The organism is Corynebacterium sp., from assembly GCF_030152825.1.
Classification (GTDB): Bacteria; Actinomycetota; Actinomycetes; order Mycobacteriales; family Mycobacteriaceae; genus Corynebacterium.
Window position 1 is genome coordinate 1 of the sequence record NZ_JASLIP010000055.1, and the last position, 11,512, is coordinate 11,512.

The 11,512-nt window shown below is 66.6% G+C and carries 9 protein-coding genes; 7 read left to right on the forward strand and 2 right to left on the reverse strand.

The annotated features are described in order from the left end of the window. The first annotated feature begins 136 nt into the window (after positions 1–136). From Q1V78_RS06570 to pknB, 6 genes are all read left to right on the forward strand, one after another. Positions 137–652, forward strand: coding sequence for an FHA domain-containing protein (locus Q1V78_RS06570; RefSeq protein WP_300612891.1), 516 nt, complete (start codon positions 137–139; stop codon positions 650–652). Next, positions 649–2,211 carry a protein phosphatase 2C domain-containing protein gene (locus Q1V78_RS06575; RefSeq protein ID WP_300612876.1) on the forward strand — a complete coding sequence of 521 codons (1,563 nt, stop codon included), beginning with the start codon at positions 649–651 and terminating at the stop codon, positions 2,209–2,211. The genes Q1V78_RS06570 and Q1V78_RS06575 overlap by 4 nt, the downstream gene beginning before the upstream one ends. Position 2,212: 1 nt before the next feature. Then, positions 2,213–3,598 (forward strand): FtsW/RodA/SpoVE family cell cycle protein, encoded by a 1,386-nt coding sequence (locus Q1V78_RS06580; RefSeq protein WP_300612878.1) that lies wholly within the window; start codon positions 2,213–2,215, stop codon positions 3,596–3,598. Continuing rightward, entirely contained in the window at positions 3,595–5,043 is a 1,449-nt protein-coding gene (locus tag Q1V78_RS06585) for a penicillin-binding transpeptidase domain-containing protein (RefSeq protein ID WP_300612879.1), read from the forward strand. Before Q1V78_RS06580 ends, Q1V78_RS06585 begins: the two co-directional genes overlap by 4 nt. A 2-nt stretch (positions 5,044–5,045) precedes the next feature. After that, positions 5,046–6,686, forward strand: coding sequence for a serine/threonine-protein kinase (locus tag Q1V78_RS06590; protein ID WP_300612881.1), 1,641 nt, complete (start codon positions 5,046–5,048; stop codon positions 6,684–6,686). Positions 6,687–6,863: 177 nt separating this feature from the next. After that, positions 6,864–9,050, forward strand: coding sequence for a Stk1 family PASTA domain-containing Ser/Thr kinase (gene pknB / locus Q1V78_RS06595; RefSeq protein WP_300612883.1), 2,187 nt, complete (start codon positions 6,864–6,866; stop codon positions 9,048–9,050). 160 nt (positions 9,051–9,210) lie between these two features. Here the strand turns inward: pknB and Q1V78_RS06600 are convergent, their stop codons facing one another. Together Q1V78_RS06600 and Q1V78_RS06605 are read right to left on the reverse strand one after the other, a co-directional pair. Then, positions 9,211–10,146, reverse strand: a complete 936-nt coding sequence (locus Q1V78_RS06600; RefSeq protein WP_300612885.1) for an alpha/beta hydrolase — start codon at positions 10,144–10,146, stop codon at positions 9,211–9,213. A gap of 80 nt (positions 10,147–10,226) precedes the next feature. After that, complete coding sequence (locus tag Q1V78_RS06605) at positions 10,227–10,913, reverse strand: gamma-glutamyl-gamma-aminobutyrate hydrolase family protein (protein WP_300612887.1); 687 nt, start codon at positions 10,911–10,913, stop codon at positions 10,227–10,229. 145 nt (positions 10,914–11,058) lie between these two features. On the opposite strand from Q1V78_RS06605, the gene crgA reads away from it, so the two are divergent. Continuing rightward, the gene (gene crgA, locus Q1V78_RS06610; RefSeq protein WP_300612889.1) at positions 11,059–11,337 is read left to right on the forward strand and encodes a cell division protein CrgA; all 279 of its coding nucleotides are present in this window, start codon (positions 11,059–11,061) and stop codon (positions 11,335–11,337) included. Positions 11,338–11,512: the final 175 nt, after the last annotated feature.

Consider the following 11,512-nt stretch of genomic DNA (forward strand, 5'->3'; position numbering starts at 1 on the left):
TTTCCCGCGGGCCAGCTATTCACTCCACCCCCTATACGCGTGTCTGCTCACTAAACTAGGGTTGAAGCCCGGACAGGTCGGTCGCTCCCTGCGGCTCGGCTGCTCGCGTATGCCCGATAAATAAGGAGTGATGACCGTGCACACCACACTGTTACTAGTGGTCAAGATCGGCCTGCTCGTGCTGCTGTGGTTCTTCATCTGGATGACGCTCCGCGCGCTGCGCAAGGATCTGAACTACGCGGCGCACCCCGGAGCGGGCGCCCGTGATGGCGCGCCGATGGGCTACGCCGCACCCCACGCCGGCCTGGCTGGCGGCACGTCGAGCAGCGGTTTCCGGGGCACGCGCCACCGCACGAATCCGCCGAAGTCCCTGATCATCACCAGTGGCCCGCTGACCGGGACCACCCTGAACTTCCAGGGCTACGACGAGATCACGATCGGCCGTTCCTCGGTCTCCACACTGCAGCTGGAGGATGATTTCGCCTCGGGCACCCACGCCCGGCTCATCCGCCGGGGTCGGGACTGGTTCATCGAGGATCAGGATTCCCGCAACGGCACGTGGCTGAACGGCCAGCGCATTGACCAGCCAGAACGGCTCGCCGAGGGCATGGAAGTCCGGATCGGGCAGACCCAGGTGAGGATGGAGCAATGACGGATCAGCGCTTGACTTTAGATTTCGCCGCATCCTCCGACCGCGGTTTGGTGCGCACGAATAATGAGGACTCCGCCTACGCGGGCCCACGCCTGCTGGCCCTCGCCGATGGCATGGGTGGCCACGCGGCCGGCGAGGTGGCCAGCCGCTTCCTGGTGGACACCTTGCGGGCACTGGACTCCCCGCTCCTGGACGAGCCAGATGAGCGCCGCCGTCTGATCTCCGTGCTGGAGCGCGCGGTGGATGAGGGCAACGAGCGCATCGCCTCCCACGTGGACGAGAACCCACAGCTGGAGGGCATGGGCTGCACCCTCACCGCGATCCTGTTCAGCAACGGTAAGGCAGCGATGTGCCACGTCGGTGACTCCCGCGCCTACCGGCTGCGCGACGGGGAGCTCACGCAGATCACGAAGGACGATACTTTCGTCCAGACCCTCGTGGACGAGGGCAAGCTCGACGGTGCGGACGCCAGCTCCCACCCGCAGCGATCCCTGATCCTCAAGGCTCTTACCGGCCGGCCCGTGGAGCCAACCCTCACGGAGTTTGAGGTGCTGCCGGGCGACCGCTACATGCTGTGCTCCGATGGTCTCTCCGATCCGGTGAGCATCGACACAATGCGGGACATCCTGAACGCCTACGACCCTGCCACCGCAGCCGATCGCCTCGTCGAGATGGCGTTGCGCGGCGGTGGACCGGATAACGTCACCGTCGTCGTCGCGGATGTCGTGGACCTCGAGTCTGTCGAGGACGACGCCGTAGGCGAGGACGGCGCGGCAGGTTCCGCTGGTCGTGGCCCGCTGCCGGAGACCCCGGTGCTAACTGGTGCGGCCTCTCCAAACAGGCAGGAAAGCCGCAGCTTCGATACGCCTGCGGCCCGCGCCGCGGCCAGCGGTGCTAACGTGACGAGCTCGCGCTCCCCCAAGAACCCCGAGGAGATGCCCGAGCCCGCCGACACCGCCAAGCAGCATGCCGGGTCCGGTTCGGAACAGGCCGCTGCGCCCGCATCCGGCGCGTCAGACGCCACCGGGTCCGGCGGAACCGACGTCCCTAAAAAGAAGCGGGGACGGGGCTGGATCGCCCTGGTGGTCGCACTTGTCCTCATCGTCGGGCTCGGGATCGCTGGGTTCTTCGGTTACCAGAAGATCGGCGATACCTACTTCGTCGCCGTGGAGGGCAAGCAGATCGTCGTGAAGAACGGGGTGCACGGCTCCCCGCTGGGGTTCTCCCTGAGCTCCACACACCAGCGGATCTGCCTCGACGAGTCCGCCTCCGTGCGGCTCATCGGCGCGGATAATGATGCCCCCGAGGACTGCCACCTCTTTCTGACCTCCGACCTGACCCCCTCGGCGCGAAGCACTGTCGAGAGCATGCCGGAGGACAGCTACCAGGCCGTCGTCGAGCAGGTGAACCGACTGGCGGAGGAAACCCTGCCGGTGTGCGTGACCCGCGAGAAGAAGAACGATGGGAAGCGCCCAAGCGCAGACCGAGCCGCGAGCACCGCCAGGAAGGGCGCTGAGGACCTGACGACCCCCGGCGTGTCCTGCCGGGAGGTGAATTGAATTGACCAAGGGCTTTTTTAAGAGAAAGACCGAAGCCTGGCTGCTGCTGCTCACCGCAGTGGTCACCCTGACGGCGGTCGTATCGCTGGAGCTGGCGCAGGGCAATGAGCTCAGCTCCAGCATCTTCCTGCTGGTCGGTGGGTTCTTCCTCATTTTCCTGGTCGCGCACCTGGTGATGAACTGGGTGGCGCCCGACGCGGATCAGGTGATACTCCCCGTCGCCGCGCTACTCAATGGGTTGGGTCTGGTGATGATTTACCGCATTGACCTGGCCACGGGCATGTCCCTGGCAAAGTCTCAGATCATGTGGATGGTTGTCGGTGTGGGACTGCTGGTGGCGGTGCTCGTGTTCCTGAAGGATCACCGCTCGCTGCAGGACTACGCCTACCTGATGGGCCTGGTGGGGCTGGTGCTGCTCGCGCTGCCAATCGTGTGGCCGACCAGCCTCAATGCGGACGCCAACGTATGGATCTCTATCGGGCCCTTCTCCATCCAGCCGGGCGAGTTCGCGAAGATCCTGCTGCTGCTGTTCTTCGCCGCCCTGCTGGTCAGCAAGCGCCGACTGTTCTCCGTGACGGGTAAGAGCCTGCTGGGACTGCAGTTCCCCCGCATGCGTGACATGGGACCGCTGTTCCTGGTGTGGGGCCTGGCGATGGTCATTTCCGCCGCGCAGAACGACTTCGGCCCGGCACTGCTTCTCTTCGCCACCGTGTTGGGGATGCTGTACATCGTGACGGAGCGCGCCTCCTGGGTGGTGCTCGGCGTGGGACTGGCCTCGGTCGGCGCGATCGCAGTGTACCAGGTGTCCGACAAAATCCAGACCCGTGTGGCGAACTTCGTGGACCCGTTCGCGGACTTCCACAATCGGGGTCTGCAGCTCGCGCAGTCCCTGTTTGGCCTCTCCTACGGCGGGATCACCGGCAAGGGGCTCGGCGAGGGCTACCCGGAGCTGATCCCGGTGGTGCAGTCGGACTTCATCCTCTCCGCCTTCGGCGAAGAGCTCGGCCTGATCGGCCTATCCGCGATCCTGCTGCTGTACGCAATCTTCGTGCTCCGCGGCTTCACGGTGAGCATGCACGCCAGCGATTCCTTCGGCAAGCTCGTCGCCGCTGGCCTGTCCCTGACGGTCGCGGTGCAGGTCTTCGTTGTCGTGGCGGGTATTTCCAAGCTCATGCCGATGACCGGCCTGACGACCCCATTCCTTGCCCACGGTGGTTCCTCGCTATTGGCGAACTACATCTTGCTGGCGATCCTGCTGCGGATCTCCGACTCTGCCCGCGCCCGGCGCGCGGTGCAGGACGAGGGCAGCAACTCCGGAGGGAAAGATGCCACGTCCGACGAGAAGCAGGGGGCTGCGCAGAACAACGGAGAAGGTGAGCTCGCGTGAATCGACCGATTAAAGCCGTAGCCATCTTCAGCATGATCTTGACGGTCATTCTGCTGATCAACCTAACCTATATTCAGGCCTTCCAGACCAAACAGCTGGCGGAGAACCCGCTGAATGCTCGCCAGTTCTATGACATGAAGCAGCGCCAGCGCGGGCAGATCTCTGCCGGCGGCCAGGTGCTGGCCGAGTCCGTGCGGGACGATAACGGCTACTACAACCGCCGCTACGTCTACGCCCCGGAGGCCTTCGGCTCGGTGGAGGGTTACTTCTCCGACCGCTTCGGCGCCGCCGGTATCGAGGCCAGCCAGAATTCCATCCTTTCGGGCGAGGACGACAGCCTGTTCGCCCGCCGCATGTGGGACCAGATCTCCGGCAAGGAGGTCCGTGGCGCGAATGTGGAGCTCACCCTGAGCCCGCAGGTGCAGCAAGTGGCCTACGACGAGCTGGCCAGCAAGGGCTACTCCGGCTCCGTCGTGGCCCTGCGCCCCTCGACGGGCGCAGTGCTGGCAATGGCCAGCACGCCGTCCTATAACCCGAGCGCGATCACGGATCAGTCCCCGGAGGCGGCGGCCGCGAACTTCGAGGCTCTGAGCCAGGACGCAGGTTCCCCGCTGCTGAACCGCTCTACCCAGGTGACCCAGCCGCCGGGTTCGACCTTCAAGGTGATCACCACGGCCGCCGCGCTGCAGGCCGGCGATAATGCGGATACTCCGGTCAGCGCTGCCAGCCAGACCACGCTGCCGGACACGGTCACGACCCTGGAGAACTACGGTGGTCAGCGCTGCGCGGGTGGGGAGACCACCACGCTGCGGGTGGCCTTCGAGAAGTCCTGCAACGTGCCCTTCGTCGAATTGGGCGTCAAGCACGGCGATGATCTTTTCCGCAAGACCGCGGAGGCCTTCGGCGTGGGTGATAGCTACGAGGGCCTGGGGCTGGGCATGCAGCGCTCGACGCTGGGTGACCTGCCGGACAAGGCCGCCCTGGGCCAGTCCGCGATCGGCCAGCGCGACGTGTCTCTGACCCCGCTGCAGAACGCCGTGATCGCGGCGACGATCGCCAATGGTGGCGTGCGCATGGAGCCGCACCTGGTCTCCAAGATCACGGGTCCGGATCTGAAGACCCTGAAGGAGACGAAGCCGAAGCGGCTGAACCGGGCGATCCCGAAGGAGACGGCTGACCAGCTCAAGGAGCTCATGCAGGGTTCCGAACGTAGCGGCGGGGGCTCGGCCACCATTGCGTCGAAGACCGGCACGGCCGAGCACGGCGAGGTTCGCGGCGAGGCCGCCCCGCATACCTGGTACATCGCGTTTTCCACCGAGGCGGACGTGGCCGTGGCCGTGCTGGTGGAAAACGGTGGCGGCATGGGCCAGGGGGCCACGGGTAATGCCGTAGCCGGCCCGCTCGGGCGTGCCGTCATCGCAGCCGCGGAGCAGGAGCAGCGCTAAAAATGACTGAACAGCCAGAGCAGCACCAGCCGGACCGCACGGATATCGAGTACACCCAGCGGCTACTGGGGGAGCGCTACCAGCTGAGCTGGATCGTTGGCCGGGGCGGGATGTCCACCGTGTGGCTCGCCCGCGATACCGTCGCGCAGCGGGATGTGGCCATCAAGATCCTGAAGCCCGAGTACACCGAAAGCCCGGAGTTCCGCGAGCGCTTCCGCAACGAGGCGGAGGCCGCGGAGCACTTCGATTCCCCGAATGTGGTCGCCACCTACGACTACGGGGAGGTTTCCCCGGACGGCTCCCAGCCCACGCAGGAGACCCACGCGGTGTTCTGTTACATCGTGATGGAGTACGTCCGCGGCGAGAGCCTGGCCGATGTGCTGCGCCGCGAGCGCCAGCTGCCGGAGCCCCTGGCCTTGGACCTGATCCGGCAGACCGCGATGGGCCTGGCGGCGATCCATGCCACCGGCACGGTGCACCGGGATATCAAGCCCGCCAACCTGCTGCTCACCGCCGATGGCACGGTGAAGATCACGGACTTCGGTATCGCGAAGGCCGCGCAGGCGGTGCCGCTGACCCAGACCGGCATGGTGGTGGGCACGGCCCAGTACGTCTCCCCCGAGCAGGCGCAGGGCCGGGAAGTCACCGCCGCCTCGGATGTCTACTCCCTCGGCGTGGTGGCCTACGAGGTGCTGGCTGGCCACCGTCCGTTCCGTGGGGACTCCTCCGTCTCGGTTGCGATCAAGCATATTTCCGAGCAGCCGGAGCCCCTCCCCGAGGAGCTCAGTTCCCCGCTGCGCGAGCTGGTCAACACCTGCCTGCGCAAAAGCCCGCAGGCCCGCTACGCCGACGGTCAGGAGCTCGCGGAGGCCGCCGCCGCTGTCCTCTCCGGGGCTCCTGCCCCTCGCCCGGCTGCTGTGTCCACTGCCGACGCCGCCGCGCACACGGATGTTTTCGCCGCCCACGGTGGTGCTCGGGGTGCTGCCCCTGGGGATTCCGACGCCGAACTCAGCCAGGTGGTGACCGGGCAAGGCACGGCCGTCCCGCCACGCCAGGGTCCCGCCCGAGGGCCGCGCAAGACCGGTACGGCGGATGCTGCAGGGGCGGCGTCCCAACGTTCGGCAGGTCGGCGCGATCAACAGCGCAATTCCGCCACCCCGTGGATCGTGCTTGGGGTTGTTGTGGCCCTCGGCCTGGGCGTGATCGGCTACCTCCTTTTCAGCGATTCGGATTCCTCGACCCCTGAGCGAGAGACGAAGACCGTGACCAGCGAGGTCACGACCTCCCCCACCCAGGAGGAGTACGTCCCGCCGCAGCCGGTGGAGCCCCGCCCGGAGGAAACCCAGACGGGCGAGGATAACGGCGCAGATGACGAGACCACCTCGACCCGTCCGGAGCGCCCCACGCAGCCGTCGACGCAGCCGGGCGGGCCGACGAGGACGCAGCCCACACCGAGCTCCCCACGCCCGCCGTCGCAGCCGTCCCAACCAACGGTCCCGACGGACGACAACCCCTCCCCGTCGGCTCCGAACCCGGGCGGCGACCAGCCCAACCCGGGAAATAACGCGGAGGGCCCCGCCGGGACGGGTGCCACCAACCTGGCCGATAGCGAGGTCGGGGCGCTAGGGCTGCGGGCGATCTAGCGGCCACCCGGTGCCCAGTTGCGCGACCGGGCTTTCCCGGGCGAAGAAAACACTAAAGTAGTAACGGGAACAGTGGCGCGGTAAAGTTACCGGCTTTGAAGCAGAATCGGGAGGGACAGCCTCCCGAGCCGCACCGCGGCAGTACACAGTGAGTTGGAAGATCAGAGGAGGTCGGTCGTGGACCGTGACGGGGCGATCCTCGGTGGCCGATACCACCTAGGTGCCAAGATTGGCACTGGTGGCATGGCGGACGTTTATGCCGCCGTCGATGAGCTCCTCGGCCGCGAGGTCGCCGTCAAAATGATGCGGCCGGACCTCGCCCGCGATGAGAACTTCCTGGAGCGCTTCCGCCGCGAGGCGCAGAACGCTGCGAAGCTGAACCACCCGGCGATCGTGGCGGTGTACGATACTGGCCAGACCCCGCCGGAGGATGGCTCCGTGCCCTATATCGTGATGGAGCGCGTGCAGGGCGAAACGCTGCGCGACATCATCCAGGAGTACGGCAAGATGCGGCTCACGGATGCCGCAGCCATCATGTCCCAGGTCCTTCAGGCGCTGCACTTCAGCCACGAGGCGGGCATCATCCACCGGGACATCAAGCCCGCGAACATCATGATCACCAACACCGGCGCGGTGAAGGTGATGGACTTCGGTATCGCCCGTGCCCTGTCTGATTCCTCTTCCGCGATGACGCAGACGGCCGCGGTCATTGGCACTGCCCAGTACCTCTCCCCGGAGCAGGCGCGCGGCAAGTCGGCGGATTCCCGCTCCGATATTTACGCCGCTGGCTGCGTGTTCTACGAGCTGGCGACGGGTCAGCCGCCGTTTTCGGGAGAGTCGCCGTTTTCGGTGGCTTTCCAGCATGTTCAGGACGCCCCGCCGGCACCGTCGACCGTCGAGGGCATGCACCTTTCCCACCGTGAGGCGGATAGTTTGGACGCCATCGTGCTCACCGCGATGGCGAAGAACCCGGACGACCGCCACGCGGATGCCAAGGAGATGGCGCTGGACCTGCGGCGGTTGAGCGAGGATCAGGTGCCGCTGGTGGCCAAGCTGCCGGGCGCCGCGGGTCCGGCGGGCGCTGCTGGTTCCCAGGATTCGGGCGGGGGCCGGCACCGCGCGGATGAGTCCTCGGGCGCGGGCACGGCTGCCGCCGCTGGTCTCGGCGCTGCCGGCCTGGGCGCCGCTGGTGCTGACGGTGCCGCGAGCGCCACGGAGCGCACGGCAGAGCACAGCCTGGGCGACCAGAACTTCGCCAAGAACGGCGAGTACGCATCGGAGCAGGCCGGTGGCTCCTACGGTGGCGGGGCTGCGGGGGCGTACCCGGCGGCCGCCAGCGCGGGTGCTGCGGGGGCCGAGCCGCCGCCGTCCTTCCCGGACCACGGGAACTACCCGGACACACAGACCCCGCTGATTGATGAGGAACCGAAACGTCGCTGGTGGATCCCGGTCGTGGCGATCCTCGCGGTGCTCGCTCTGCTAGGCGCCGGAACCTGGGCGTACGTCGCCTCGGACCGGTCGGCCGCGACGGCGGAAACGGTCAACGTCCCGGACGTCAAGAACCTCACCCAGGACGAGGCCGAGCGCAAGCTCCACGACCTGGGCCTGGAGCTGCGTGTGAAGGAGCGCCCGCACGCCGATATCGAGCGTGGCCGCGTGATCCGCACGGAGCCGGGGCCGAATAGCTCGGTGCCGAAGGGCACGGAGATCTCGCTGGTGGTCTCCTCCGGTAAGGAGATCACCGAGGTGCCGGACCTGACGGGTATGAACACCTCCGAGGCAGCGCAGCAGCTGAAGGAGGCCGGCCTGAGCCTGAATAACCGGGTGAAGGAAGAGCCAAGCGATTCCGTGCCGGAGGGCCAGATCACTGAGCAGTCCCCGGCACAGGGTTCGCAGGTCTCTAAGGGCACGAAGGTCACGATCACGGTGTCCACGGGCCCGCAGGAGGTTCGTGTCCCGGTGGTCACGGGCCAGGATGTCGAGGATGCGCGCTCCAACCTGGAGTCCTCGGGCTTCACGGTGATCGTCAATAAAGTCGATTCCACGGAGCCGGAGGGCAAGGTCCTGAGCGTCAGCGATGAGGGATCCCACCTGCGTGAGGGCTCCGAGGTGACCCTGACGGTCTCCCGCGGGAACCAGTTCCACATGCCGAATGTCTCCGGCAAGGAGTTCGGCCAGGTCTTCAACACCCTGCGTGCCGCGGGCTGGGAGGGCTCCCCGGATAAGCTGCGCCGCGTGGATGTTCCGACGAATGACCTGGGTCGGGTGGACCGCGTGGCCCGTCAGAAGCCGTCCGAGGGCGCCACGTTGGATAAGAACGCCACGGTCACGGTGGACGTCTTCATCTTCCGCCTGATCCCGTAGCTCCCGCCGGCGGCGGGGACGTCAGGCCGGGTCGCCGAGCACGTCAGACAAGTCGCCGGGGGTCGCTACAACGTGGACGTCCGCCCTCGTGGACGTCGCTGCGAAATCGACGCCGGCGCCCCGGAGACGTCGGCCCCACTTGCCGCGTCCTACCGAGCCCTTAGACGACGGGCACGGTGCGCTGCAGGAACTCCAGCTGCTCGCTGAGGATCTCGTCGTAGGTGGGCTCCACATAAGGGTCGAAGTGCCCGCCGTGGTGGATGCGCACGGTGGAGTTCGGGATCTTGAGGGCTGCCTTTACGGCGACCATCGTGGGGGTCACGGCGTCCTGGTCCATGACCTGCACCAGGCTGGGGCAGTTGATGTGCTTCGCCCGCGCCCCCGGGGAGTAGAATCCAATCCATGCGAGCACGCGGGCGGCGACCGTCTCCGGGTACTCGCCCGGCGTCACCCCGCTAGCTTCCATCATGGCGTCCTTGCCGGGCACGGCGTCGGGGGTCGTCATGACTCCCATCTCGCCGGGGTGGCCCACCGAGTTGATGTAGCGGGGCTTGCCGCCCCCGATGCTCTGGAGCAGGTCGGCGGCGACGACGGGCGCCACGCGCAGGCAGCTGCGCAGGCCCACGGCGCGCACGGCGGCGGGCCCGCTGATGTGCGGCACCTGGGCGATGAGGGCGGCGAAATTCTCTGGGTTCTTCCTCGCCCCGGCCAGGCTGAGCACGTGCCCGCCGGCGAAGGAGGTTCCCCACCCGATGATCCGCGCCGCGTCCACCCCGTCGAGGCTGCGGGTGAAGGCCAGTGCCAGCCGCCAGTCCTCGATCTGTTTGCGGATGTCCAGAAGTTGGCGGGGCTGGCCAGTGCTTTCCCCGAAGTAGCGGTAGTCGAAGACGACCACGATGTAGCCCGCGGCGGCGAAGGCCTCGGCGTAGCGGTAGAGGCCGAGTGCGCGCGGGGTGCCGAAGCCGTGGGCCATGACGACGGCCGGGCGATTCTCCGGTCCCGCCGCGGTGGGCCGGAAGATGCGTGCCGCGCAGCGCTCACCGTGGGATTCGAACCACTGGTCCTCGGTTGTGAACTGGGCTTCTGGGGTCGGCATCGCTTCTTCCTTTCGCTGTGTTGCGTTCAAGGTACATCGCGTGCCGCCCAATGTTCGCGGTTTTCTGCGTTCTGTTTCCCTTACTTGCTCAGCGCGCCGGTGACGGCGAGCTGCTCCTCCTCGATGCGACCGATCAGCTCCTCGTCGATGAGGAAACCGGCCGCGATCAGCCAGTTCGCAAGCATGCGGTGACCGTATTGGGTCATCACGGACTCGGGGTGGAACTGCACGGAGTGCACCGGCAGGCTGATGTGCCGCATCGCCATGATCATCCCGGAATCCACCCGCCCGGTGACCGCCAGCACCTCGGGCACGGAGCCCGGATCGACGGTCAGCGAGTGGTAGCGGGTGACGGTGAACGGACTCGGGATGCCTTGCAGCACGCCGGTGCCGTCGTGGGTCACGGGCGAGGTTTTCCCGTGGTAGAGCTCGTCGGCGCGCACGACCTGGCCCCCAAAGTGCAGGCCGATGGCCTGGTGGCCGAGGCACACGCCGAACAGCGGAATGCCCTTAGCCACGGCCACGCGGATGATCTGCATGAGGTGCCCGGCGGCGGTGGGCTCGCCCGGCCCCGGGGACAGCAGGATGGCATCGAACTGGCCAAGCACATCGGCGAGGTTGGCGTCGTCGAAACCTGCCTCGCCGCCGAGCTCGGGTGCGTTATTGCGCCACACCACGCAGTTCTGCTCGTAGTAGCCGAGCTGCCCGAGGTACTGGACGAGGTTATAAACGAAACTGTCGAAGTTATCGACGACCAAGATGCGCATGGGTGCGATTCTATCGCTGTCGTGTTGCACCTGTGCCGCCATGCCCCGTGTGGTGCGGGATTGTCGGGTGTAGCTGCTAATATTGGCCGTTGTATTGGAAGCTGCCTTAGCAGCTGGAAGCACTGCCCTGTAATGGAAGCGAATTATGCCTAAGTCAAAGATCAATTCCCCGGAGGAGAACTTCGGTTCCAGCGCCGCCGCTGGAGTGGATCGCCGTACCCCGGTGAAGCTGAACGCCTCGGGCACGCCACGGTGGTACATCGTGATCATGCTGGGCCTGATGCTGCTGGGTCTGGCGTGGCTGGTCGTGAACTACATCGCCGGCCCGTCCATCCCGCTGATGGTCACCCTCGGCCCGTGGAATTACCTGATCGGGTTCGGCCTGTTCATCGTTGGTCTGTTGATGACGATGGGCTGGAAGTAGCCCTTCTTCTTTTCTGCCCGCCCTGGCTGCCAGGGCGGGTTTTTTAATTCAGGACGCCAACCACGCCGGCCACGATGAGCGCTGCCGCACCGATGAAAAGCGCGCCGGTTTCGGCCCGGCGGAGTTGTGCCGGACCTGCTGTTGGCCCGAGTAGCCCGCGAACGGCGAAATAACT

Coding starts and splice junctions, on each gene's coding strand:
- Q1V78_RS06575 (WP_300612876.1), top strand. CDS start 649: ATGACGGATCAGCGCTTGACTTTAGATTTCGCCGCATCCTCCGACCGC.
- Q1V78_RS06590 (WP_300612881.1), top strand. CDS start 5,046: ATGACTGAACAGCCAGAGCAGCACCAGCCGGACCGCACGGATATCGAG.
- Q1V78_RS06600 (WP_300612885.1), bottom strand. CDS start 10,146: ATGCCGACCCCAGAAGCCCAGTTCACAACCGAGGACCAGTGGTTCGAA.
- Q1V78_RS06605 (WP_300612887.1), bottom strand. CDS start 10,913: ATGCGCATCTTGGTCGTCGATAACTTCGACAGTTTCGTTTATAACCTC.
- crgA (WP_300612889.1), top strand. CDS start 11,059: ATGCCTAAGTCAAAGATCAATTCCCCGGAGGAGAACTTCGGTTCCAGC.